Annotated in this window: 23 protein-coding genes, 1 tRNA gene and 1 pseudogene; 10 read left to right on the forward strand and 15 right to left on the reverse strand. The window is 60.1% G+C overall.

Annotated elements, in window-relative coordinates:
* Positions 1 to 3: 3 nt before the first annotated feature.
* The 13 genes and pseudogenes from K6U75_08320 to kdsB form a co-directional block, all read right to left on the reverse strand.
* Positions 4 to 1,146: a Gfo/Idh/MocA family oxidoreductase gene (locus K6U75_08320; protein ID MCL6475041.1), complete on the reverse strand. Its 1,143-nt coding sequence runs from the start codon at positions 1,144 to 1,146 to the stop codon at positions 4 to 6.
* Positions 1,147 to 1,289: 143 nt separating this feature from the next.
* On the reverse strand, positions 1,290 to 2,522 hold the full coding sequence (locus tag K6U75_08325) for a hypothetical protein (protein MCL6475042.1): 1,233 nt from the start codon (positions 2,520 to 2,522) through the stop codon (positions 1,290 to 1,292).
* A 720-nt stretch (positions 2,523 to 3,242) separates the two neighbouring features.
* A pseudogene (locus K6U75_08330) lies at positions 3,243 to 3,425 on the reverse strand (DUF1559 domain-containing protein).
* 38 nt (positions 3,426 to 3,463) lie between these two features.
* The gene (locus tag K6U75_08335; protein ID MCL6475043.1) at positions 3,464 to 3,685 is read right to left on the reverse strand and encodes a hypothetical protein; all 222 of its coding nucleotides are present in this window, start codon (positions 3,683 to 3,685) and stop codon (positions 3,464 to 3,466) included.
* Between the two features lie 70 nt (positions 3,686 to 3,755).
* Entirely contained in the window at positions 3,756 to 4,739 is a 984-nt protein-coding gene (locus K6U75_08340) for a LacI family transcriptional regulator (protein ID MCL6475044.1), read from the reverse strand.
* 140 nt (positions 4,740 to 4,879) lie between these two features.
* Entirely contained in the window at positions 4,880 to 6,010 is a 1,131-nt protein-coding gene (locus tag K6U75_08345; protein ID MCL6475045.1) for a hypothetical protein, read from the reverse strand.
* A 30-nt stretch (positions 6,011 to 6,040) separates the two neighbouring features.
* On the reverse strand, positions 6,041 to 7,444 hold the full coding sequence (locus K6U75_08350; GenBank protein ID MCL6475046.1) for an FAD-binding protein: 1,404 nt from the start codon (positions 7,442 to 7,444) through the stop codon (positions 6,041 to 6,043).
* A gap of 13 nt (positions 7,445 to 7,457) precedes the next feature.
* The gene (locus K6U75_08355) at positions 7,458 to 7,976 is read right to left on the reverse strand and encodes a hypothetical protein (GenBank protein ID MCL6475047.1); all 519 of its coding nucleotides are present in this window, start codon (positions 7,974 to 7,976) and stop codon (positions 7,458 to 7,460) included.
* Positions 7,943 to 8,152, reverse strand: coding sequence for a ribbon-helix-helix domain-containing protein (locus tag K6U75_08360; GenBank protein ID MCL6475048.1), 210 nt, complete (start codon positions 8,150 to 8,152; stop codon positions 7,943 to 7,945). Before K6U75_08360 ends, K6U75_08355 begins: the two co-directional genes overlap by 34 nt.
* A gap of 150 nt (positions 8,153 to 8,302) precedes the next feature.
* Positions 8,303 to 9,772: an FHA domain-containing protein gene (locus K6U75_08365; GenBank protein ID MCL6475049.1), complete on the reverse strand. Its 1,470-nt coding sequence runs from the start codon at positions 9,770 to 9,772 to the stop codon at positions 8,303 to 8,305.
* Between the two features lie 3 nt (positions 9,773 to 9,775).
* Positions 9,776 to 10,480 carry an FHA domain-containing protein gene (locus K6U75_08370; protein ID MCL6475050.1) on the reverse strand — a complete coding sequence of 235 codons (705 nt, stop codon included), beginning with the start codon at positions 10,478 to 10,480 and terminating at the stop codon, positions 9,776 to 9,778.
* Between the two features lie 592 nt (positions 10,481 to 11,072).
* A complete protein-coding gene (locus K6U75_08375; GenBank protein ID MCL6475051.1) occupies positions 11,073 to 12,632 on the reverse strand; it encodes an NAD(P)H-hydrate dehydratase in 1,560 nt (519 codons plus the stop codon).
* A gap of 3 nt (positions 12,633 to 12,635) precedes the next feature.
* On the reverse strand, positions 12,636 to 13,370 hold the full coding sequence (kdsB, locus tag K6U75_08380) for a 3-deoxy-manno-octulosonate cytidylyltransferase (protein ID MCL6475052.1): 735 nt from the start codon (positions 13,368 to 13,370) through the stop codon (positions 12,636 to 12,638).
* A 343-nt stretch (positions 13,371 to 13,713) separates the two neighbouring features.
* Here kdsB and K6U75_08385 point away from each other — a divergent pair.
* From K6U75_08385 to K6U75_08400, 4 genes are all read left to right on the forward strand, one after another.
* Positions 13,714 to 13,798, forward strand: a tRNA-Leu gene (locus tag K6U75_08385).
* Positions 13,799 to 13,880: 82 nt separating this feature from the next.
* Positions 13,881 to 14,801, forward strand: a complete 921-nt coding sequence (locus tag K6U75_08390; GenBank protein ID MCL6475053.1) for a DMT family transporter — start codon at positions 13,881 to 13,883, stop codon at positions 14,799 to 14,801.
* Between the two features lie 187 nt (positions 14,802 to 14,988).
* On the forward strand, positions 14,989 to 15,732 hold the full coding sequence (locus tag K6U75_08395; GenBank protein MCL6475054.1) for a hypothetical protein: 744 nt from the start codon (positions 14,989 to 14,991) through the stop codon (positions 15,730 to 15,732).
* Positions 15,733 to 15,741: 9 nt separating this feature from the next.
* Complete coding sequence (locus K6U75_08400) at positions 15,742 to 16,818, forward strand: A/G-specific adenine glycosylase (GenBank protein ID MCL6475055.1); 1,077 nt, start codon at positions 15,742 to 15,744, stop codon at positions 16,816 to 16,818.
* A gap of 39 nt (positions 16,819 to 16,857) precedes the next feature.
* On the opposite strand, the gene sigH is transcribed toward K6U75_08400, so the two are convergent.
* A complete protein-coding gene (sigH, locus tag K6U75_08405) occupies positions 16,858 to 17,502 on the reverse strand; it encodes an RNA polymerase sporulation sigma factor SigH (GenBank protein ID MCL6475056.1) in 645 nt (214 codons plus the stop codon).
* Positions 17,503 to 17,854: 352 nt separating this feature from the next.
* Here sigH and K6U75_08410 point away from each other — a divergent pair, with 352 nt between their 5' ends.
* From K6U75_08410 to K6U75_08430, 5 genes are all read left to right on the forward strand, one after another.
* Positions 17,855 to 19,669 carry a class I SAM-dependent methyltransferase gene (locus tag K6U75_08410; protein MCL6475057.1) on the forward strand — a complete coding sequence of 605 codons (1,815 nt, stop codon included), beginning with the start codon at positions 17,855 to 17,857 and terminating at the stop codon, positions 19,667 to 19,669.
* A gap of 57 nt (positions 19,670 to 19,726) precedes the next feature.
* Complete coding sequence (locus K6U75_08415; GenBank protein MCL6475058.1) at positions 19,727 to 20,506, forward strand: sugar phosphate isomerase/epimerase; 780 nt, start codon at positions 19,727 to 19,729, stop codon at positions 20,504 to 20,506.
* Positions 20,503 to 21,282: a class I SAM-dependent methyltransferase gene (locus tag K6U75_08420; GenBank protein MCL6475059.1), complete on the forward strand. Its 780-nt coding sequence runs from the start codon at positions 20,503 to 20,505 to the stop codon at positions 21,280 to 21,282. The genes K6U75_08415 and K6U75_08420 overlap by 4 nt, the downstream gene beginning before the upstream one ends.
* Positions 21,283 to 21,367: 85 nt before the next feature.
* Positions 21,368 to 22,690 (forward strand): GTPase HflX, encoded by a 1,323-nt coding sequence (gene hflX / locus K6U75_08425; protein ID MCL6475060.1) that lies wholly within the window; start codon positions 21,368 to 21,370, stop codon positions 22,688 to 22,690.
* Positions 22,691 to 22,774: 84 nt separating this feature from the next.
* Complete coding sequence (locus K6U75_08430; protein ID MCL6475061.1) at positions 22,775 to 23,377, forward strand: type II secretion system GspH family protein; 603 nt, start codon at positions 22,775 to 22,777, stop codon at positions 23,375 to 23,377.
* Here the strand turns inward: K6U75_08430 and K6U75_08435 are convergent.
* Positions 23,374 to 23,610, reverse strand: coding sequence for a hypothetical protein (locus K6U75_08435; GenBank protein ID MCL6475062.1), 237 nt, complete (start codon positions 23,608 to 23,610; stop codon positions 23,374 to 23,376). The genes K6U75_08430 and K6U75_08435 overlap by 4 nt on opposite strands.
* 155 nt (positions 23,611 to 23,765) lie before the next feature.
* Here K6U75_08435 and K6U75_08440 point away from each other — a divergent pair, with 155 nt between their 5' ends.
* Complete coding sequence (locus K6U75_08440; protein MCL6475063.1) at positions 23,766 to 24,995, forward strand: Gfo/Idh/MocA family oxidoreductase; 1,230 nt, start codon at positions 23,766 to 23,768, stop codon at positions 24,993 to 24,995.
* Positions 24,996 to 25,178: the final 183 nt, after the last annotated feature.

Consider the following 25,178-nt stretch of genomic DNA (forward strand, 5'->3'; position numbering starts at 1 on the left):
CCACTACCTGACGATGTTCGGGTCGGATACCCGTTGACCAAGCACTCTGCTCTTGGGTTTGGAGCTGGCTTTCAGCTCCCGGAGCAGGGCATCGTACTCGGCACGGTCTACCGGCAGAGTGACCGTCTTACCCCGCTTGCTGGAAAGGATGATGGCGCTGGCAAGCTCCACACACCAGATACCTTCCTCTCCGGGCGCGATCAGCGGTTCACCATAGAGGATAGCCCGTGCGAAGTTGCGAGTAATCTGCGCATGACCGGCGGGCATCTCTTCTACCTGCACCTCTACCGGCTCTACCTGCGGTCCCGACCACATATCGGTCGCGGTGAAGGTAAACTCGCGGATGGGCGGCACGACTCGCCGGATGGTAACCTGTCCGTCCTGATACACCACCTTGCCCTTGTCGCCAGCGATTTCAAAGCGCGTGGTGCCCGGAGCCTCGTTGGTGGTGGTATACAGGTAACCGTGCGCGCCGTTGGCGTACTCCAGCACGGCGAATGCCTCATCTTCTACCTCGATCTCATGCAGGCGCGTGCGCGTGGACGCCGTGACCTTCGCTGGTAGCCCTGCCAGCCAGCAGAACATGTCCAGTGCATGAGGCGCCTGGTTCACCAGCACACCACCACCCTCGCCGACCCATGTCGCTCGCCACTCCGCCGAGTCGTAGTACGCCTGATTGCGGTAGTAAGCGGCGACCATTTCGGTGCGCATGAGGTCTCCAATCACACCGTCCTGTATCGCCTTGCGGGCGACGCGATAGGCTTGTTCGGTGCGCATCTGGAACATGATGGCGAACACTTTGCCCGCACGTCTGGCAGCTTCTAGCATACGGTCGGCTTCTACCGGATTAATCGCCATCGGCTTCTCGGTCAACACGTGCAACCCCTTGCTGAAAGCGTATTCCGCCACTTCAGGATGCACCGGATGCGGCGTAGCCACAAGCACCGCCTCTACCAGCCCGCTGTCAATGCACTGCCGGTAATCGGTAAAGAAAGGCACGTTGTACTGCTCGCCGACATTCTTCGCGACGTCCGGGTCCACATCGGCAACCGCCGTCAACTGCACCTCTTCCACTTCCTGTACCATCTTCGCGTGGGCGGAACCCATGCCTCCCACCCCAATAATGCCCAAACGTACCTTATCCATGCTCCAAACCTCCCTGATTGCACGCCTTCGTGTGCCATATTCGCTCCGGAGCGTTTTTCTCCCTGCCCATGATTCGGGCGAATGTGGTAGAACAGGGATGCAGGAGGTGAGTTACAGGGTGAACTTCAGGACGCTTCACTCGTTTATGTTTGTTTTCGCAGAGGACGAGGTTCTGGCTCCTTCGTGACCCGCAGTCCGGCACGCTGCAGTCCTCGCTGTATTTCCGCGCGACGCAGAAACATCTTCCACACACTACCGGTACGGTAGTTCTCTATCGCCAGCAACGCCATTCCCAGGTCGATACCGATGACATCCTTGTCCCACCAGTCCCTGTCCACGTTGAAGGCGTTGCTAAATCCGTAGCGTCCCCAGATTCTGGAGCGATATCTGTCGTACATCGCCTGCATTGCGTGCAAAGATTCTTTATGGGTGAAGATGATAGAACCGATGGGAGCGGTAGGAGCCACCGTGCCGTCTGTGGGGTCTCCCATACCGAAAGGCGCGTAGCCGCGATAGCCGTCCGGTCCATCCGAAGCGGTGATGCCCCAGATATCCTCACTGAAGGTGCGGAACCGGTGCTGTTGGTCGATACAATACTGCCGGTTCGCCAGCGTGGCATGAACCGAGCTCACCCAGTAATCCCAGCCCAGTGCGTCGCGCCGGTCGCGCAGGTCGATGTAGTGATGTGACATTTGATGCACGAACAGCGGTCCGCCAAGCAGGTGGGGAAACCGTTGCCGGTACTTCATCACGGGTCGTTCCCACGCTTTCCAGATTGCCTCGGGTAGTTTCTGGTGCGGCGCTCCCAGCGCCAGAACATACAGGATGATGTGCTCGCAGTAGTAGTCCCAGCGGTTTTTCAAGAAGCCCTCTTCGGGGCGCCAGCCGTGTGTAAAGCGCATCTCATCGGGTTTGCTGCCGCCGTCGGTGCGCATCGCTTCGAAATCGAGCCTCCGGTAGAATCTGTCCACCAGTCTGGCAACTTCTCCCTTGAAGAACTCTGCTGCCACCAACGCCCCTGCCAGAAACAGCGCAGTGTCGATAGTGGAAACCTCACAGTTCCACACGCGCTTGCCGTCGCGCCAGTCCACGAAGTGATACAGCCAGCCGTGGAAGTGGAACATGTCGTTCAGCACAAAGCGCAGTGTGGTCAGGGTGCGTTGTTCCGCCCGCTTGCGTTCCAGCCAGCCGCGCTGCACCGCCACCACATATGCTGCCAGCGCGTAGCCGGTGCTGGCGATGCTGGAGACGGTGTAATCGTCTTGGGAGAAGTTGTTCGCGCGGTCTTTGGTCAAACCGGTGTCCGGATGGGACTCATTCCAGAAGAATCGCCATGCGCGCTGCTGTACCTCGTTCAGTAACTGCTGTGTGTTCACCGCTCAGCTCCTTCAGAGAGAGGAAAAGGGGCGGAGGTCGATGCCTCCGCCCGAGGAGGGTGCTTAGCGCACCTGTCCGTTAGCAACCGCCTGACGGAAAGTGCTGCACATGGTATCCAGCCACGTCAGGTCCATATTGCCGATAATCACACGCCCGTTGGCATCCTTGGCGTAGCCCCACTTATTGGTGCCGTCGGGGTTGTCGTGCGTGCAGACGGCATCCCAGGTGGTCCACTTGGCGTGACCGTCCAGGTAGGTCAGGTTGATGGCCCGGTCGCTGCCTCGGTGCCTTGCGCCGAAGTTCGAGCCGGCGGCGCCCCAGTTGGGGTCAAACGCCATCCAGGGACCGTAGTCGGGCCACACGTCCTTATGCTCGCCTACGATGAGCGTGTTGGCTGGATAGGGGAAGTTGACCTCTGCGTAGTTAAAGCCCGCCCACCAGTCACCGGAGCCTACGGGAGAACCCGACTTGAAGAAGGCGTGGTACAGGAAGTAGCTGCGGAAGGTCTTCTGAACGGTAGGAGGATAGACCTCGCAGTCCACGGTGCCGTTGCCGTCCAGGTCACCGCTGGTGTCGTCCAGTGTGTTCTTCAATGGGTTGGTGGGGCACTTGAACAGGTCCCAGTTCTTCACGTAGGGGTGGAGCATGTGCTTCCAGTTGGCGTCACAGCCCTGAGCACACCAGTTGCCCGGGCAGGTGCGGCGCATGGGAAGCACTTCATCGTAGTCCTGCGTGTACATACGGATGGCGAGACCAATCTGCTTCATATTGGACAGACAGGACGAGACCCTTGCTCCTTCTCGCGCCTGCGAGAACACGGGGAACAGGATGGCTGCCAGTATCGCGATAATCGCGATAACCACCAGCAGCTCGATGAGCGTAAAAGCCCGGTTGTGTTTCATGTGTGTTCGACCTCCTTTGTGATGATATGATGCCCTTTTTACCGTCCCTGCCCGCCCGGTGTGATGGGGGCAACGGGAGCGTTATTCTGACCGGGAATCACTCCCGGGTACATGGGCGGGCCTGCGCCCGCTTCCTGCGCCGTTTTGATGCCGCGGCTGAAACCGCCGGTCATCGCCACGTAGCCCACGATGAGCGCGATGACCACGACGACGATGACCGCAATCGCCACGGGCGGACTGATTTCCTTTTTCATGTTCATGGCTCTCCCCCTTGTGATGCATTAACCGTTTCAGCGTATTTTTAAAAGCTACCGTTCCCGTTGCAGCATTTTACAGGGAAACAGCACCACAGGAACGGCGGATATCCAGCACAGGTTCAAAGATGCGCGCGAAACGGTGCGGGCGCTCGCCCTCTATCAGGCGCACCAGCGTTTTCACCCCTTCGCGTGCCATCTCATAGATGGGCTGGCGCACGCTGGTCAGCGGTGGGTCGGTGTGATTACAGACCTCGGTGGAGTCGTAGCCGACGACCGCCACGTCTTCAGGGATGCGCAGCTCCAGTTCGCGTAGCACCTGCATGGCGCGTATCGCCACGTCGTCACTCCATGCGAAGATAGCGGTGGGTCTGCCGCGAGAGCGCATCAGTTCTAACAGCGGTCTGGCATCCGACATCGGACCGGGCATTTCGATGACCCATTGCTCTTCAGGTTCGATGCCTGCCTCACGCATTGCCCGCACGTAGCCGTGCCAGCGGTCCAGCGCAGGAGCCGAACGTGAGCTGCCGCGCAGGTGCACGATAGCCCGGTGCCCCAGCTCCAGCAGATGCTTGGTGGCAATATACCCGCCCTGGACGTTATCACAGTCCACGTAGTACACATCGGGACGGCGGGCACGGGTGAAGATGAGCACATGCGGGAAGCCACTGTCTGCCAGAATATCGGATAGCGGGTCATCGATATCACGCAGGAGCAGTGCGCCGTCGATGCGACCATCCATCACCGCGTTTGCTTCGTGCTCGGCGTCGTCGCCATGTGCGCCGGTATACATCATCAGGTCATACTGTTTTTCGATGGCTTCGTGCGACGCGCCATGCAGAAGCTCCAGAATGAAACCGGACCATCCGCCGAAGATGGCGGCGTACTGCATCACCACGCCGATAGTGTGGGTACGCCTCTGCGTCAACGCCCGAGCAACCGCATTGGGGCGATAGCCCAGGTCGCGTATGGCTTCCCAAATGCGCCGGCGTGTCTCGTCACTGATGCGCACTTTGCCCTCGCGTCCGTTAATCACGTACGAGACCGTGACTTTGGACACGCCCGCCCTTCTCGCCACGTCGGCTATGGTGACTCGCTCGCGCTTCATCTTCATATACCGTTAATCGGTTAATGCATCTCCATTATAACCTGTTCTGCATGGTTTGTCAATAGATGAAACCAGCAAATTGCCTGTTTTTTTCACCGAATTCGATACAGATGCACTTCGTAGGGCTTGAACGAGTCCTCGAACCGACCGCGACGCACCGCGATACGCCTGCTCTCGCCCAGCACTTCGGCAGTGGCGCGCTCGGCAAGCGACTGCACCGTGAACTCGGCGGTGGTGGAGGCGTTGCGCATGCCTGCGGCAAACAGGTAGGTGGCTCCCTGGTAGCGTTTCACCATGCAGTGCACCGGAACATTCGGTGAGGAAGAGCGCACTGCGGCGCCTCCGTGGATGGTGGGGCTGTTGAGCACCGGCGCGAGCTCGCGAATCTGCCGGTTGATGGCGGTAACCGCCTCCAGCATCTCGCGATCCTCGAGCAGGGCAGCCTCCACGAAGTTCGGCTCAAACTGGTGCACAAAGTAGATGATACCCTGTGAGCCGTGAATCAGCGACATCCACACCTCCGCCCGCACGTGGTGGGGCGTGGGCTTGCGCTCGAGGTTGCTGATGCGGGTGCACTCCAGCGCGTTCCAGACAATCTTCTTGCCATCGGTCGATTCATTCCAGCGTATCCACAGGTGCAGGCGTTCCAGCCCCTTCGCCACATACCAGAGCAGGTCCTCCGAGTTCAGCCCAGCGACGGGGTATACATCGTATGAGATGATGTCCGCTGCTTTCACGTAGGTGAAGTAATCGTCAGGATGCGCGCCGGTGCCGCGTCCTACCCAGCTATCGTTGGCAACGCCCTGCCCGAGGTTCAGCAACACCGGACGGTCGGGGTCGCGGCTCTTCAACTGGCGATACCACTCCACCACCTTTTCGGGTGGCACTGGACCACCCCATCCCTTACGTCCGGTAGCGGGGTCGGTCACGGGCTGAGCGTTATCGGGTTCATCCTGGTGCATCCAGCCGACGATGATGGGGTCTTCGCGATGCTTCAAGCCCACGGCATTCTGCTCACAGATGACGGGCATTTTTGCATCGCGCAGGGTGGAGAGCTGCTCTTCAGTAGGTCCCTGCCACAGCCCCACATAGAGATTGAAACCTGCCTGCTTGAAGCGGGGCGCGTTGCGTGGTTGCTGCAGCCAAACGGCGATAGGGAAGAATGAAGCATCCTTTGGCAGACCGAATTTCCAGCGCGAATAGACGTTGACAGAGAGCATCATGTTCAGTCTCCTCCTTTGCCAAATCCGGCTCTAGCCGTTCTCACCCGGTCGGGGAAATATCTTGTCGGGGTTGCACAGACCCTGTGGGTCAAAGGCGTCGTGCACCAGCTGCATCGCTTTCAGGTCGGTGTCGCTGTAGAGCAGGCGCATATAGTGTGCCTTTTCCACGCCCACGCCATGCTCGCCCGTGATGCTGCCGCCCATCTGCACGCACAACCGAACGATGGCGTCGTTCGCGGCACGCACACGGCTCACTTCTTCGGCGTCCCGTTCGTCAAAAAGCACGATGGGATGCAGGCTGCCGTCCCCCGCGTGGAACACGTTGGCGATGCGCACGCCATATTCCTGTCCGATTTCCAGAATGCGACGTAAGACCTGCGGCAGCTTGCTGCGCGGAACCACCGCGTCCTGCGTGACGTTGCTGGGAGCCAGCCTTCCCAGCGACCCTACGGCTTTCTTGCGTGCTGCCCACAGGCGGGTGCGCTCGTCCTCGTCACGCGCCAAACGTATCTCCTCGGCATGATTCGCGTTACAGATGTCCACCACGCGCTGCAGCTGCCTGTCCAGCCCCGCCTCCAGTCCATCTAACTCGATGACCAGCACTGCATCGGCGTCCTGGGGAAAGCCGAAGCGGAACGCCGCTTCTACCGCCTGCAACGTAGTGCGATCGATCATCTCCATCGCGGCAGGCACCATCCCCGCCGCAATGATGTCGGAAACGGTCTGGCAGGCGTCCTCCAATCGGGGATACACTGCCAGCAGGGTGCGCCAGCCCTGAGGCAATGGGGTTAGCTTCGCAATCACGGTCGTCAGGATGCCCAGAGTGCCTTCGCTACCGGTGAATACCCCCACCAGGTCATAGCCGAGCGGTTCCTCGTACTTACCCCCCAGCCAGACCACCTCGCCGTCGGGCAGCACCACCTCTAAGCCGGTGATATGGTTGACCGTCACCCCGTACTTCAGCGTGTGCGGACCGCCGGCGTTCTCCGCCACGTTACCGCCGATGGTGCTGACGCCCTGACTGGACGGGTCGGGCGCATAGTGGTAGCCGTACGACTTCACCGCCTTCGTCAGGTCCAGGTTGATAACGCCTGCCTGTGCGGTGATGCGCCGGTTGGGGATGTCTACTTCCAGAATGCGAGTCATGCGGCTGGTGCAGATAACGACCCCACCCTTTACCGCCAGCGCGCCGCCGGAGAGTCCCGTGCCAGCCCCGCGCGGCACAAAGGGAATACCCAGCCGGTTACAGAGTTGCACCACCTGCTGCACCTGCGCGGTCTCGGTAGGGAAGACCACCGCCTGCGGCAGGGCTTTCTCCATCGTGTAGGCGTCGCACTCGTAGACTAGCAGGTCAAACGGGTCGTGCAGTACCGCCTCCGCGCCCACGATGCGCTGCAGGTCTCGAATCAGACTGGAAGCCGTTTGTGTGAACATAGCAACACCTCACTCATGGTTCCAGCTGTTTCAGTGCTTCGATCGCGCGATCCAACACCCTCTCCGAGACCCATAGTGAGGATTCTCTGGAGAGTCTAACAACCACTTCATGAGCTTCCTCTGGCTGAATAAAACCGAGTGAAGCACATGCAATGACCACTCCAAGCGAGCCATGCACTTCTATGCCAAGTGTTTCAGCAAACAGCCGCGCTTTGGTGTCATCGGTAAGGAACCATGTACACTGCAGCTGTCTTGCCAAAGCAATCGCCATCGCTTCGCCGAGATGCAAATAACGTGCTGCTACCCATTTTTCGGCTTGTTTCGCATAATGACCCTCGGCTCGAAGCGTATCCACAGATATACCGATAGATGTTTCATCTGTTAATAAGCTGAACTCGTCAGCCACTTCTACAGGAATGCATATCCTGCCAAGGTAGTTGAGGAGGTGCTGCCTGCGTATCTGCCAGAGATGCAGTAACGGTCCGGTATTACAGACGATTAGCCTCGTTGCGTTTTGAGGTTCACTGCCCATTCAATATCCTCGAGAAGGAACTGTTCCGCCAGCTGCCACAGTCTGCTGGACACGAACTCGCGAAGCGCTTCGCGAATAGCTTCCTCTTCACTAACGAACCAGCCCTCGTGAACCATCTGCTCCAACGCATGGGCCAAGCTCTCGGGGAGCTGTACCTGTACCGTTTTCCCAGCCATCGCTCTTAACCTCTCTTGCCGTCTTTCAGCATGATTGTACTCCGCTACAGCTTTGATATTCGGTGTGTGTCGAGCGCGTTCGGTAAACCGCCTCGTCGCGTGCCGCAAGGACTGAAACCCCAGCATAGCAAGACAGCTTCATTGTACCCTCTACTCCACCCGCACTTCCGTGTTGCCAAAGCGCAAGACGTCGCCCACCCGTATCAACTGCTGTTGCACAGGCTGCCCGTTAACGAAACTGCCGTTGCGCGAGCCTTCGTCGATGAGAACCCACTGCGTGCCCTGCCTCTCCAGCCGCGCGTGCCGGCGGCTGACGGTGGGGTCGAAGTCGATCTGCAGGTCGCGCCCCGGCTCTCTGCCGATGGTCACCACGTTACCCTGCAGGGGCAACGCCATGCCCGCCTTTACACCATTCACTACCACCAGTCGGGTGGGAACCGTTCCCATGGTGGGCTGCGCTGCGGTAGCCGTTAATGGTGGCGACGCCGTGGATGGCGACCCCGAAGGAGCCGCCGCCGGTGCCGATGCGCCCGGCAACACGCTACACGCACATTGCCCTGTGACCGGGTCCTTGCGCTCACCGCAGTATGGGCACAGGTAGTCAGGCAGGGGCGGGCGCGAGGAGGGTTTCTCCACCCTCTCCATCGCCTCTCGCACCAGCGAGCGTGTGGCTTTTTCGAAAAACTGCAGGCGCATGGAGGCTATCTGGATGGTATCCCCATCCTTCAGCCATGCCTGCTGTACCGGCTGTCCGTTCAGCAGCGTACCCGCCGGCGAGCCGAGGTCTTCTATCAGGTGGCGGTTCTGTTGCTTGATGATGCGGGCGTGCTGCGGCGCGATTTGAGGGTCGCCAAAAAGGGGAATATCGGCGTACTCATCCCGTCCGATAATGCACACGGGTTTGTCCACCGGATACTCTCTGCCCTCGTTACGACCCACCACCACGCGCACCCACGCCGCTTTCAACGCCTCCTGAACCAGCGCAATGAAGAACCCAATGCTCGCCCCCAGCACGGGGAAACCCACCGCCCGACCCGGCGCACCGACCTCTACCCGTTCACCACCCGACATCGCCAGATAGAGCGGGGCGAATATCAGCGTGAATATCTCGAACGCGATACCGCCCAACGCGCCTCCGATAGCGCCGCCTATCGTGCTGTGCCACCATCGCTTTGCGGAGCCGGTAGTCACCCCGACGGCTGCGCCGATTCCTGCGCCAAACAACATCCAGCCGACAGTACGGGGCACAATGTCGGTGATGAAGCCGAGGGGGGTGGGAGATGCGCCCATACCAGCGGGGTTCCCCAGAAGGTTACTCAAAGAGCCGTAAACGAGGTTGCCGATGAACAGGGCAATCGTCGTGCCGGGCAGACCGACGAACGCGGTAAGCAGCCCTTTGCGCACTGCCTGACCCGGCAGCCCGCGCGTGAGGCTGTCCACCATCCCCAGCGCGAAGCCGTAGCACCCGCCCAAGATGACCGCCAGCCAGATGGTCTCTCGCGCGGCTGCAACCGGGTTGAGCATCACCGCCTGATGGTCGATGAGCGGTTCCTGTATCGAGAACCCCACGACCCCGCCTGCGCCTCCCAGCAATAACCCCAGCAGCAGCCTGCCAATCATCGCTTACACTTCCCATCGGAAGAAGGTTGCGCCAATCTGTATCTCGTCGCCCGGGCGCAGGGGTTGCTCGGTCACACGCACGCCGTTGACCCACGTGCCGTTGGAGGAGCCTTCGTCGCGAATCACCCAGCCATCGCCCTGCTTGAGAATACGTGCGTGTCGTCGGCTGACGGTGTTGTCCGTGCCCAGGTGGATGGTGTTGCCCACCTCGCGCCCAATAGTGGCTTCCGCGCCGCTAATCTCGAAGATGTGCCCCCCGTACGCGCCTCGCGCACCCACCAGGCGCGGCACTCCGGTCGCCACCGTGGTCGCAGTGGGAGCGACAACACCCGCTGCCGCAGGCGCTACCGAACATGCACACGCTCCCGTCACCGGGTCCACCGGCTGACCGCAGAAGGGGCAATGACCTTCGGGAACCTGCACCGCCGGTTTCTGGACAGGTTGGGCAGGCTGAGGAGCGGCGGCTTCCTGCGCCACGTCGATGCCGAGCTTCTTCAAGGCATCGGGGAGGGTGAGTTGCTTCCGCTTCCAGATGCGGTAACCGCTGTAAACCAACCCCGCCAGCACCAGCAAGCCAAGCAGTGTGTTCCACACCGGAAAAGCGCGGGGTGCCCTTGTCGGAGAGGGTGCCGCAGGTTGCGCCTGCGAGGTCGGCTGAGGCGTGGTGGGTGCGGTATCCAGCACCGGTGCGCCGCTGGAGATGACCATCGTCAGGGTTACCACCGGGTCGGCACGTTCGGCTTGGATCTCCGCCTCCTGCGAAGCGGTGAGGTTGTTGCCGTAGTTCACCAGCACGCTTACCTTGCCCAGTTTCACCCGCTCCAGCGAGACGATTCCGTTTTGAGACGGTTCCAGCAGGGCAGTGTGGATGGTGTTGCTGGCATCGGTAAGCATCACGAAGGCGGCGGCGATGGGCTTATCCTCCGGCGTTTGCAAACGCACCTGCACGCGCATCGCGTACTGGAACTGGTCAGGGGTGACGGTGACGGTGGTGTCGTTGGGCTTCAGGGTAACCAGAGCGAGGTTGCCGTACTTCATGTCGTACACGCCGACGCGCGCACCTTCCAGTGTCTTGTCCGCGGTATCGGCGAACCGCTTTTTCAGCGAGGCAATGTCCAGCTCCACCTTACCGCCAGTGCTCTCATTCGGTGGCAGGAACACCGTCTGACCGTTCGCCGATTCCAACCACACCAGATACTTGCCCTCGCTGGGCACGTTCACCGTCACCTTATCGGGCAGCGCGTAGACCGCCGTTGCCATGAATGCCAAACATGTCAGCCATGCAATACGCAGCATCTTCTCACCCTCCAGACTGCTCGATATGCATTATCGCCTCCGGCAGGCAGCGGATAATATCTCCTGCTATCAAGCCTGCCGCTCCCTCCTTCTGCGCGGCAAGGTCGCCTGCCAGTCCGTGTATATATACGCCTGCGGTTGCACCGTGCTCCGCATCCAGCCCCTGCGCCAGCAACCCTGCTATCGCTCCGGTCAACACGTCGCCACTGCCGCCCGTTGCCATGCCTGCATTGCCGGTGGGGTTCACCCAGATTCTGCCTTCGGGCGTGGCAATGACAGTGCGCGCTCCCTTCAGCACGACAACCGCCCCAAAACGGTGTGCCGCCTCCTGTGCTATCGCCAGACGGTTCGCCAGCACGGTCGCCGTATCGGTGTTCATCAGCCTCGCCATCTCGCCCGGGTGCGGCGTGAACACCAGTGGCGGGGGCGACTCGGGCAGGATGTCTGGCTCTTGCGCGATACAGTTCAGGGCATCGGCGTCGATGACGCAGGGAGCCTCGGCGATGCTCAGCAGCTTGCGCAACGCCTGGCGAGCAGGGAGATATGTGCCCCAGCCCGGCCCGATGGCAAGCACGTTTGCCCGCTCCAGCAGAGGCGATATCGCGTCGATGGATTCTGCGCTCAAACAGCCTTCCGGAGCATTCGGCAGGGGACGAACCATCGCCTCGCGCAGAGTACCCGCCGCGGCTGCGTACATGCTCTGGGGAACCGCCACCGAACATAACCCCGCGCCCACGCGCAGTGCGGCTTCCGCCGCCATCATCGGCGCACCTGCCAGCCCTACCGAACCTCCTACCACCAGCACATGCCCGAACCGTCCTTTGTGCGCGTCGGCGGGACGAACCGGCAGCCACCGGTGCACCTGCTCCCGCGTTATCAGACGGCGGGTAATGTCCGCCTGTTCCACCACTGCCGCTGGGATGCCGATGTCAGCTACCACCACTTCGCCAGCGAACTCTGCGCCCGGGTATACTGCCACCCCCACCTTCATCGCGCCGAAAGTGACCGTGAGCGTGGCGCGCATGGCGCAACCGCGTACCGCTCCCGTGTCGGCGTCGATGCCCGAAGGCACGTCCACTGCCACCACCGGCACAGAGCACTCGCCGAAAAAGCGTATCGTCTCACCGACGAGACCCCGTACCTCGCCGGTGACGCCGATACCGAGCAGGGCATCCACCACGATGTCCCATCGGTTTGCCCAGATGGAGTGCAGGTGCTCCACAGAGCGCAGAACATGCAGGGGCAAACCCAGCTTTTGCACGATTTGCAGGTTGGTAAGGGCATCACCCGTCACTTTCGCAGGGTCAGCGACCAGCACCACCTGAACCTCTGCGCCTCGCTGTGCGACCTGGCGGGCGACCACCATACCGTCGCCGCCGTTGTTGCCGCCGCCGCACAGCACCAGCACGCGCTTGCCCCGCCAGCTGCCCAACCGCCTCTCCGTATGTGTGACCACCTGCAGTCCCGCGTTCTCCATCAACAGCAAGCCAGGGATGCCGAACTCCTCGATGGTGCGTCGGTCCATCTGGCGCATCTCTTCCGCGGTCACCAGCACAGGCAACATCGGCTATCCCCCCTGACGTTGCGCGATGATGGTGCGCACCCTGTTCAGGTCTTCCTCGGTGTCGACGCCAATGGAGGTCTGCTCGACGCGCACCATGCGGATACGGTAGCCGTTTTCCAGCACGCGCAGCTGCTCCAGCATCTCCGTCTGCTCCAGCGGGGTCGGCTCCATCGCGGCGTACTGAAGCAGGAAATCACGTCGGTAAGCGTAGATGCCCAGATGCTTGTAGACGATAGCGGGGGCGGCAGGGTCGCGCGGATAGGGAATGCGTGAGCGCGAAAAGTACAGCGCGTTGCCCCTGCAGTCGACCACCACTTTCACCACCGTCGGTTTGTCCTTCTCTTCCTCGGTGGCGGGGCACATCAGACTGCTCATCGGCAGGGTAGGGTCTTCCACTAGAGGGCGCGCTACCGCGTCGATGTTCTCCGGCGGCATCAGCGGTTCGTCCCCTTGGATGTTAACGATGATATCTGCAGAGAGGTTTTGAGCCGCCTCCGCCAATCGCTCGGTACCGGAGCGATGTTTGGGCGAGGTCATTACCGCGATGCCGCCGAAGCCCCGCACGACCTCGGCGATTTGTTCATCAGGCGTGGCAACCATCACCTCACTCAGCGTTTTCGCCTGTTTGGCGTTGTGCCACACCCACCATATCATGGGCTTGCCCGCGATGTCCAGCAAGGGCTTGTTCGGCAGGCGCACCGCTGCCAGCCTCGCAGGAATGATGCCTACCACTTCCATCGTGTTTGTCTTCCTCCTCTCTCTTTACAATTTATCACCATTCGCCAGTCCCACAGGCGATTCCCCTGTGCGAATCCCCCGCCGAGTGCCAGCCCCGCCTCTCCTGAGGGTGTTCCACATTGGTGGTTGAATGGAGGATCACCTAATCCCCTTGCCCCCTTCCCTGCGAGGGAAGGGGGAACGCCCCTCTCCTCGTAGGAGAGGGGACGGGGTGAGGTAAGACAAGGGGTAGCAAGACCGCCTCTCTCCTTGCGCTACAACCAACTTCTCCACAATTCCCGAACACCCTCGCTTCTCCTTGACATTTTGGGGGAGGCTGGTTATACTCTATCTGGTGCTACACGCCGGAGTGGCGGAATGGTAGACGCGCCCGCCTCAAAAGCGGGTGCCGAACAGGCGTGGGGGTTCGAGTCCCCCCTCCGGCACCATAGGTTGACCGTCCGATTCCGGAATATTTTGGGATACTGAAGATGCCCCGCGCTAACGGGGCAATTTTCTTGAGGTGAAACCTTGATTGACGCCGCGCTGCTGTTTTTTATCAACGTGCTGTGGGCGGCGGCGTACCCGATGGCGAAGTTTGCTATCAGCGGAGGCGTTCCATCGGTGACCCTGGCATGGGCGCGGTGGGCTATCGCCATGTTGCTGTTGCCCCTGTTTGCTCGCGCTGTGCTGCGAGTATCACTGAGATTGCCTCGTTCCGACCTGTTTCGTGCGCTTGGGTTGGGCGCACTGGCTCTGGGGCTGGTGCATATTCTGGTATTCGTCGGGCTGAAGTATACCACCGCAGTGGACGCCACATTGCTGCTGGCTGCAGAACCGCTGGTGATGGCGGTGATGTCGGTGCTGTTGCTGCGCGAAGGCATGTCCAGGCGGGCGGTGTGGGGGATGGTGCTGGGCTTTGCGGGTGCCTATCTGCTTATCAATCGTGGGTTGATACCTCCCCTGAACGACAGAGGTACCCTGATAGGCAACTTGCTGGTGGCATTGTCGGTACTGGTGGAAGGCACGGGAACGGTGCTATCGCGAGGCTTAACGCGCCGGTACAGCGGTATCGTGGTGTTGTTCTGGGAAAGCGTGGGTGCAACGCTAGCTCTGGCGATACCGGCTTACCTGTTCTGGGCGGCTTCGCCTGCCGTTCCATCTTCTGCCGCGCTGGGAGCGGTGTTCTATCTGGGCATGGTGAACAGCGCGTTTTGCTATGCGGTGTGGTTTGTGCTGATGGAGCGCCATCATGTGGGCAATATGGGCGTGTTCATCTTCGTGCAACCGGTGTTTGGCGCGTTGATGGGTGTGTTGTGGCTGAAGGAGCCGTTCGGTGTGTATACCGCTATTGGCTCCGCGATGGTGCTGAGCGGGGTGTGGCTGACAACGCGCCCCACCGTGGAAGAAAGAGCGCAAAGATGCGCAACCGATACCCTTGCGCGTCGTTAAGTGCTCGGCGACCACAAACAAAACGAACGACTCAGAGCGTGCGGGGTGACGCGGGCTTGGAGTGCGGGGGTTTCCTCCACATCTCCAGCAGCCATTTGCATTCGTCGTCAAGCGGTGCTATACTGAGGCACATGGAACTTTTGGACTGCCTGTTGCGTCTGGATACTCAGAAGGATGGTGAGGAACGATGAATCGCAAGGCAGCTCTCATCGGTGCGGGAGTGCTGGTGATACTGGTCGTCGGTATCCTGCTGGGACGTCACCTTTTCCCGATTACCCACCGCCAGGCGAGTGCGCCGCCCGGTGGCAACGTGCTGTTGGCGCCCGCTCCCCAGCTGCCCGATACGAACCTGCTTCGGGCGGAAGGCGAGGCACAGCCGCCTCCGCAGGAACCCCAAAAGCGTCCACCGGATGATATTATCGACTACTTGAAACATTTGCAGAGGATAGAGGCGCAGCGTCAGGCGATGCAGCGTGACCTGACCCCGGCGTTCAACGCCTTCGTGAACGCGATGGCGATGCGGGCAACCATTGACGAGCAGGAAATGCAGCAACGCATGAGCGCGGTACAGCAGGCTCCTCAGGACTACTCGCAGAGGTGGGCGCAGCTCAGCCAGATGTTCGAGTCGAAACAGCCACCGCCCGCCTGTCAGCCCCTGCATGAGGCGTACCGGAAGATGCTGGCATCCACCGTCGCCTACATGACCAAAGTATATTTGGCTCTGCAACAGGCGCAGACCGACCCCAACGCCGCGCTGCAGGTGCTGTCGCAGATGCAGGGCACTGCTTCTACCGATGTGGACACCCAGATCCTGCAGGCGAACTATGAGCTTCAGCAGATTCTGGACAAATACGACCTGCGCCGCTACTTCCCCGGCTTCGTGATTAGCGGAGACGGCGGGCTGAATCTGCGCAGTATCTTTGGGGGATAGCCAGCCATTATGTGGACACCAGAGCAGCTTCGAGCCATCCCGCAGCTTCTGCTGGAATGGTATAAGGTGAACGCGCGCCCCATGCCCTGGCAGGAAAATCCCGAACCCTATCACCTGCTGGTAGCCGCCACCATGTTGCAGCAGACACAGGTAGAAACCGTCTTGCCGTATCTGGAAAGGTTCCTGCAGAGGTTTCCCACCGTTGCCGACCTGGCGCGAGCCGGTGAGGAAGAGGTGCTGCGCTACTGGTCGGGGCTGGGCTACTACAACCGCGCTCGCAGCCTGCGCCGTGCGGCACAACAGCTGTGCCGGCGGCATAACGGTACCGTTCCCTGTAGAGTGGATGCCCTGTTGCAGCTACCCGGCATCGGCGAGTACACCGCGGGAGCGGTGGTCAGCATCGCCTGCGGCAAACCGGAACCCGCGCTGGACGCCAACGGCTACCGTATCCTCGCCCGCCTGCTTGCTTTCGACCAGGACATCACGCGCATCCCCAGCCGCCGGCATCTGACAGAAGCCTGTCGGCAAATCCTTCCTGAGCACGCACCCGGCGAGTTCAATCAGGCTTTGATGGACCTGGGCGCGCTGGTATGTACCGCTCGTGAGCCGCGCTGTTTGATATGTCCACTCGCCGGGGTATGCCGCGCCTTTCAGGAAGGGCGTCAGGCAAGCATTCCGATAAAGCCGACCCGTCGCCATCCCGTCAAGGTGCAGGATGTGTGTGTGGTGATAGAGCAGGGCGTGCGATGGCTGATGGTCAAGCACACGGACGGGCGTTTATGGCATGGGCTGTGGGGATTTCCCAGAGTGCGTGTGCAGGACGGAGAAACTCTGGAGCAAGCCGCTCGGCGGGCGGCGGAAACCATCGGGTTGCAGTTGGGGCACTGCGAGCCTGTCCTGGTGATCCGGCATGGGGTGATGCATTACTCGGTCACTCTGCATGTGATGCGCTGTACTCTGCGTGAAGAAGCGGTGACAGATGATGAGGCGACACGCTGGGTTCTACCGAAGGAAGCGAGGCTTCTACCTGTTCCCTCGCCGGTGCGCCGTATCATAGAAAGGCTGTTGCGGGCGCAGAATGGATAACAGAAACCGCCGCGGGATGCTTCCCGCGGCGGTAGTGCGTCACTCCTCTTCGCGTGCGAGCAGGATGCTAACCTTCCTCTTCACGCGCTGTAGAGCGTTGTCGATGGATTTGGGGCGGCAGCCCAGCACCTTCGACATCTCGCGATAGGACATCCCCTCCAGATAGCATTCGAGCACCCGCGCTTCCAGGTTACTCAGGTGCCCATCCAGCATCTCCAGAAGGTTGCGAGGCTGGCGCTGGTCCACCACGACGGCAGCCGGGTCGGCCACACTCTCATCCGGAATGATTTCCAGCAGAGTGGAGTCGTTATCGTCATCGTTCAGGGGGCGGTTCAGGGAGATGTACGCATTAAGCGGGGCATGCTTCTGACGGGTCGCCATCTTGACGGCGGTGATAATCTGACGGGTGACGCACAGTTCAGCGAACGGTCGGAACTTGGTCAACTTATCCTCACGGAAGTCGCGGATGGCTTTGAACAGCCCAATCATGCCCTCCTGCACCACATCTTCGTGGTCGGCTCCCATGAGGAAATAGGAGCGTGCTTTGCTTTCCACCATACCGCGGTACTTCGCAAGCAGATGCTCTGTCGCTTGCTGGCTACCGCATTTCGCGTAGACGACGACCTCCTCGTCCTGCATGTTCTGGAAGCGCAGACTTCCGTCGTCATAGCGGGATGAAATCATCCTGCTTGCCTCCCGACAGTTCTGGTTTGCTTTGACCGATTTGTATCTGGTTCAAGGTGAAGGGCATCATCTGCAAGGTATTGTACTGTGCCACCTGCGATGCCCCCCGTAACCTTGCTTATATTCACTATAAACTAACTGTTCGCGCGTGTCAACAGGTTTTCGAACTTTTTTCGATTTTTTTCTCTCAGGATGAAGCGAATCGTTGCTTCGAACGCGATATTGTGCCCGAAAAAGGTGCATCTTCCCGGATTGAACCCGCAACCACTGCCGTGCGTCATGAAAGATGGTTGGCTTGCAGGCACGGGCTATCCCACAGCCTATTGTAGAGGAAAATAGTGGAGAGCGGGTTATGGCAGATTCGGGGGCACAGGGTATACAGGATTGCGTATCTACCGGCACCTCTTCCCAACGAGCGCCTTTCCAGTACGCGGACGGTGCAGAGGCGATTCTGTACGACATCTTCCAGCGTGAGCACTTCGACGAGCAACACGCCTGGGTGGAGTACAACTGGTGGCCGTTGTCTTATCATCTTTCTCCTGCCCGCGCCAACATTATCAACTGGCTACCGACGGTCAGGAGTGGGATAAACGTGCTGGAGGTGGGAGCTGGCTGTGGTGCTATCACCTCTTACCTCTGTCGTGTGCCAGCGGTGCGTCGCATTGTGGCGGTGGAGGGTGCGCCTCAACGCGCCGAGTTAATCCGCCTGCGGTGCCGACATGCTTCACACCTCGAGGTGGTCACTGCAAATATCGAGGACTATGAGCCTGCCGAGCCGTTCGACGTCATCCTGCTGATAGGCGTGCTGGAGTACGCGGGCAGGTATATCGCTCGCCCGGATGCGGCATCTCACCTGATCCGACTGCTGTGTCACTGGCTGAAGCCCGATGGCAGGCTGGTGATTGCCATCGAAAACCCCATCGGGCACAAGTATCTGGCGGGCTACCGCGAAGACCACTACGGCGTGCCTTACGAAAGCGTTTCGGGCTACCCGGATTACAACGGTATCCGCACCTTCGACAAAGGTTTGCTGCAGAGCAAGCTGCAGGATGCGGGCTTGCACTATCAGCTCTGGTTCTACCCCTTCCCGGATTACAAAATGCCTGAGGTGATTCTGTCCGAGAGAAGCTTCAGTGAACCCGGCTTCGACTGGCTGACGCTGCTGAATCTGCCCACCGTGGACTACTCTTTGCGCCAACGACCTCTATTCAACGAGCGCGAGTTCCTGCGTATGGTCGCCAGAAACGCTCCTCCATCCGCCTTCATGAACTCCTTTCTGGTGATTGCTTCGCGCCAGCCCATGCCCGACATATGGGAGTCCATCCTGGCGGTAAAAGTGCGCAGTCAGTGTGCGCCTTCCTTCCGCCAGACCAAGTTCTTCCTCAAGGAGAACGACGGTATCCATGTGGAGACAGTACGAGGCGACTGGTTAAACCGCCCTGCACCGGTGCATTCACACAGCGATACCAGCGAGCCATACTATCAGCGTCTGAAGAATATCGAGCATCTGTTTATCGACAGCCTGTGGCACAAACGCTATGCGGAGGCGGCTTCTGCCCTGCTGAGGTGGTACGCCACCCTTCTCTCGCATGTCGCATCGGAAGGTTACTACCACTACAGTGAACAGTTCACCGCTTTTTGCACGCGGAGGATGGGGCACGTGGTGTACACACCCGGCAACCAGTGGTTGCCTCCAGACAGTCTGGACCTCACCCCGCGAAACTGCTTGCTTAACGAAGCCACTGGTGAGGTGACGCTGATTGACCTCGAATGGAACATTGGCGTTCCCCTGCCGCTGGACATGGTGGTGGATCGGGGAATGCTGTACCTGATGCAAAAGGTAAGCGACTTTTTCGGTACCGACCTGCTCAACCGCCGGGGCGAGTGGAATTTGCCCCGTGTGCTTCTGAATCGCCTGCCCGCGCAGTTGCGGAAGGGTAAGGTCGCGGACATTCATCTTTTCGAGTACTGGTTCCAGCTGGCGATACTGCACGGTGACTTCGACTATTGCCTATCGGAACAGGACCGTCGTGCTGCTGCCATCAGCGCAGGCTTGAGCCGTCGCAGCTGGTTCGCCCGTTTACTGCGTCGCCTCGGAGATGCGTCACGTTCGCCGGGTCTGTTTGGAGCCACTCTGCGTCGCCTGCGCAGGATAACAGGCGTGTAAAGGAACCCTCCTGCGCGAGGCGAATATATCTCCATTACAGACACAGGAGACCTTCCTATGGAGGACATCATCATCGCCTGCAACGTATACAGCTACGGCAAATACCGTCAGCGGGCGTTTGAACACATGAAAGCCACTGGTATCCGTTACGCCGAGGTGAGTATCGGCAAGCCGGGGGACGCCGACGAGTGGCTCAGACAGATAGAGCCGTACGACCTGCGCATTTCCAGTGTGATATGCCCCTGTGATGTCTCTTCGGATGAGGGCGCAGAGGGCTTTGCCGGCATCGCAGAAGCGGTGCGAAGAATGGGAGCGCATATCGCCTTTGTGAGTGTGCACGCAGGGGAAATACCGCTGACCGATGTATACCGCCGCGTTCGCCGGATGGGCGACATCGCCGCGCAACTGGGCGTGAAAGTGGCAATGGAGACGCACCCCGACCTTATCACCAACGGCGATGTGGCATCGCAGACTATGCGGGCGATTGCCCATCCGAACGTGGGTATCAACTTCGACACTGCCAATATCTACTACTACAACGAAGGCACGGACTCGGTGACCGAGCTCCGCAAGGTGCTTGACCATGTATTCAGCGTGCATCTGAAAGACACCAACGGTAAGCCACGCACGTGGTACTTTCCCACGCTGGGGCAGGGTGCGGTGGACTTTCCCGAAATCTTCCGCCTGCTGCTGGACAGAGGCTTTTGTGGCCCGTTCACGATGGAGCTGGAAGGAATCGAGGGCGAAAACCTGACCGAAGAGCAACAGCTGCAGCGCGTGGCGCAATCCTTTGACTACGCGCGCGGTATTGTGGAACGGTGGAAGGCAAACCGTTGATACAGTATCTGAGCTTCGATCGGGTTGCTGACGACTACGACGCCACCCGCTTCTTGCCGGAGACCGTACTCGAGGCGGTGGTGGAGCGGATGGTCTCCACAGCCTCTCTGGGCGGTGAGGACTGGTTTCTGGACGCAGGGGTGGGCACCGGGCGTTTCGCCCTGCCGATGGCGCGGCGCGGAGTGAACGTGCTGGGAGTGGATGTCGCCCGCAACATGATGCGCCGTCTGCTCCAGAAGCACCCTCCTGCCAACCTGTATGTGGCACGGGCGGACCTGAGACGGCTGCCCGTGCGGTCGCGCTTCATCTCGGCGGTGCTGGTGGCGCACGTATTGCATTTGATTGCGGACTGGCGATGGGTGCTTCTGGAATGCCAGCGTGTGCTGCGACAGAACGGTGTGCTGTTTCTGCTTTACGAGAGCGGCAAGCGTTTTCCAACACGAGAATACTACATCCACCTGGCGGGCGAGCGTGGACTGTTGCGCCCCACGCTGGGGGCGCAGAGCACCGACGAGGTTCTGGAGTTTGTGCGGGTACTGGGCGGGGCAGTTACCCTTATCGAACACCCCTCCCTGCAGTGGCTGGCGCGGCGTACCCATCGCGAGGTACTGCAGGAGCTGGACAAGCGCACCTATTCGCAGCTCTGGGACATTACCGACGAAGCACACCACGAGCTGATGGAACAGACCAGACGCTACGTCCGCGAGCAGTTCGGCAGCGAGGACGAGGTGTATACCACTGAAGCGTTCGTGAAGTTGTACGCAGTGCGGTTTTGAGGTCACCTTGCGTGCATCATGAGCAACGGGATATACTAATGTTGGGATACTATCCCGAATCTCCACCGAAGAGGTAAAGGCAACGATGCCGCAGCGAAACTTCAGCCCGCCGGTTGAGACAACCGAAATACAGCACCCTGCGCCACGCCTGCACGTGGTACAGGAGCGTGAGCGCGCCTTTCTCATCTTTGTGAACCCCGATCCCGAGCTGGACAGTTACGTCGAGGAAGAGTTACGTGCCCTGTGTGATACAGCCGGTCTGGAGGTAGTGGGTGAGAGCCGCCAGCGACGCAACCGCCCCGACGCCGCTACCTTCATCGGCAGGGGAAAGGCGGAACTGCTCTTCCCGCAGGTGCGCGAGGTCAACGCCGACCTGGTCATCGTGGATGACGACCTGACGCCGTTACAGCAGCGCAATCTGGAAGACATCCTGCAGACTCGCGTGATAGACCGCACGGAGCTCATTTTGCGCATCTTCGCACAGCGCGCTCACACCAGAGAAGGGAAACTGCAGGTGGAACTGGCACAGCTGACCTACGAGCTGCCCCGACTGATGAGCGTGTACACCAAATTCGAACAGCAGGCGGGACATATCGGGGTGCGCGGTGGACCGGGCGAGACCAAACTGGAGCAGGATAGGCGCAAGGTGCGCGAGCGCATCGCGGACCTGCAGCGCGAGCTGGAGCAGGTCGCTCGCCAGCGCAGTCAGCAACGGCAGGGCAGGCGAAGGCTACCGTTTCCTTTTGGAGCGCTGGTCGGCTATACCAGTGCGGGCAAGTCCACCCTGCTGAACACCCTCTCGGGCGCACATATCTACACCGACGAACATCTCTTTGCCACGCTCGACCCCACCGTGCGCCGCATCGTGTTGCCTGATGGGTGGGGCGTGTTGCTGTCGGATACCGTCGGTTTCATCCGCAACCTGCCTCACTCGCTGGTCGCCGCTTTCCGCGCCACTCTGGAGGAAGTGACGGAGGCGGATTTTCTCATCCACGTGGTGGATGCCAGTCATCCCCAGCTGGAGCTGCAGAGACAGGCTGTGATGAACGTGCTGGCGGAGCTGGGCGCACACAACAAGCCCATCATCACCGCATACAATAAAGCGGACCTGGTGAAAGATACCTATCGCCTGCGCCAGCTGGTGGCGGAAACGCCGAACGCCGTTTACATCTCCGCGCTGAAGGCGGAAGGCATCCCCGAGCTGATGAACCATATCCTCGCCACGTTGCGGTCGTTGCTGCAGCCGGTGAAGGTGCGTTTGCCCTACACGCAGAGCAACCTGCTGGCTCAGTGTTACGAACTGGGGCGTGTGCATAGCGCGGAGTATACCGCCGATGGCATTCTCGTGGAGGCGGAGGTCACCCACGATTTGGCAGAGATGCTCAAGCCTTATCGCCTGGACGCCTGAATCCTGCCAGCCTGCGAGAACCGCTGTAACCAGTTTGCCTCCTGTGTCATCATAAAGAGTGGAATTCTATCTCAGGAGCACACCATGAAACGCTGGACACCCGGCTTTACGCTGGTGGAGCTGCTCGTCGTCATTGCCATCATCGCTTTGCTGGCGGCGGTATTGTTCCCAGTGTTTGCGCAGGTGCGGGCGAGCGCCCGCCGCGCTTCCTGCACAAGCCAGCTGCGCCAAATCGGCATGGCAGCGCGGATGTACCTGCAGGACTACGAGGCGCTACCGCCGCGATTGAGCGTGCTCTATCCAGCGTACCAGCCCTCCACACAGTTGTTCATCTGTCCATCCGACTCGCAACGAGGACAACATCCGGGTAACCCTCGTCTGGAAGGTAACCTGTATCTACCGACAGGCGTCAGCTACGACTACATCCCGAACTGGGGCATCGCGCATGAGCTGGGCTGGTGGCAGCCATTCCCTCACTATGGCGAAGGCAAATGGGGAGAGCAGACGCCACTGGCAGACTGCAACTGGCACTGGGCGACCTTTTTCAAGGTGGAAAACCGCCGTGACACGCCACCGCCGGGCGCAAGGGGATGGGTGCTGGTGCTACTGCAATCAGGCACGGTGAAAGCGGTGCCCCTGTCGGTGTATCCGGACAAGTTCAGCCCGGATGGAGGTAGCGGAATCTAGCCGTCGCGCCCGGTGCTGCCGAGCAGTGCTTCTTTTGCTCGCTCGGGCAGTTCAATCGGCACAAAGAAGGAAGCGGGATACAGGTACCCTTCTGGCTCAGAAGCGTCCTCATCCAGAATTCGGACGAGGTTCAGGGATTCTGCCTCTGCATCAGCCGACCGTCGGTAGACTTTACCTACAATCAGGCTGGCGTGATAGCCACCGTCGTTGATACACAGCACAAATTCGGTCATCCTACTTTATATCTTCTGTAGAAGGGTAAGGATGTCCTTGCTTATAGGCTACAAGGATTAATCACCTGCCTTGCCCTTCTCTGTCTACAGGACGCACTGACCCCGTCTGCGAATAGATAGACCGCTAACCATTCACGAGCAGGAGGTAATTGACCGTGAAACGGATACGTGTGGGGGCCATTGGCACGGGGGGCATCTTTCGCGGGGCGCATCTGCCCGCGTATCCCGACCTGCCCGCGTGCCAGCTCGTCGCGCTGTGCGATGTGTCGACGGAGAGTCTGGCAGCTGCCGAGGCGCGCATGAAAGAGGTGTATAAGCAGAAAGCGAAGCAGGCGGAAGAGCGGGGTGATATGGCAACTGCCGAACGTCTCAGGCAAGACCTCAAAGAGGTGAAGATGTACCAGGATGTGCAGACAATGCTCCGTGAGGCACAGCTGGACCTGGTAGACATCTGCACGCAGCCCAACCTGCACGCACCGATGGCGATTGCCGCGCTGGAGGCAGGCGTGCATGTGATGTGCGAGAAGCCGATGGCGCGCACCTGGCTGGAGTGTATACGTGTGGTGGAAACCGTACAGCGCACGGGCAAGCTGTACCAGCACAACGAGAACTGGCTGTGGGACCCCTTCTACTACACCGCCAAAAAGGTTATCGACGCCGGCTGGATTGGCGAGCCGGTCATGATGTTTCTGGCGACGGCGCATGGCGGGCCCGAGGGCAACCCCAACTTCTGGAACGCCGACACGGGCGGGGGCGGTTCCCTGCTGGATAACGGCATTCACGCTGTCGGCGCATCATGGTATCTGTCGGGGCTGGACAAACGCCCCACCACCGTTAAAGCTGCTGAACCGATTGGCATCACCATCCGCATGCCACAGCGTATCCTGTCGGGGCAGTTCCAGCCGGTGCGCGTGGAAGACGACGGGCACATCCTCATCCGCTTCGAACATCCCCAAACGGGGGCGTGGAGCACGGCGCACGTGGAAGGTTCGTGGAGCCACCGCGACTCGCCCGACACGGTGATTATCGGCACGATGGGCACCATCCGTTTTACCCACGAGGATGACAGGCGCATTGTGGTGGTGGAGGATGCTACCGGTGGATGCCGCCGTGTGGAGGCGACCGGTCCCACCTGGGAGTACTGGCCGTCCTCGTTCTACGGGGAGATACGCAACATGATCGAGTGTGTGCGCAAGGGCGAACGCTCCATCAGCGACGAAAACTTCGGGGCGGAGTGCTCTGCCATTGTGGGAGCGGCGTATCTCTCTCAGAAGCGGGGCAAGCGTGCGGTCACGCTGGCAGATTTCAAACGCTTCGCCAGCAGTATCGCCCGGCGGTATCCCGACTCGGCGGATGAGGAGCTCATCAGCCGTCTGTTGCCCTGAAAGATTTTTGCAAGAAACCTGTAAAAAGGAGCAAAAACGCCCGTTTTGGTACGAATCTTGCACTATATAGGGATGGAAGCACTGCTGGTTCACTGCTGACACGCCGCAGCTCATTGAGTATGGTGTTGATGTGAGAAGGTCCCAGGTGCTTGTCCCCCCGCAGACCTGGGACCGATTTTCATC

The organism is Bacillota bacterium (assembly GCA_023511455.1).
Taxonomy (GTDB): Bacteria; Armatimonadota; HRBIN16; order HRBIN16; family HRBIN16; genus HRBIN16.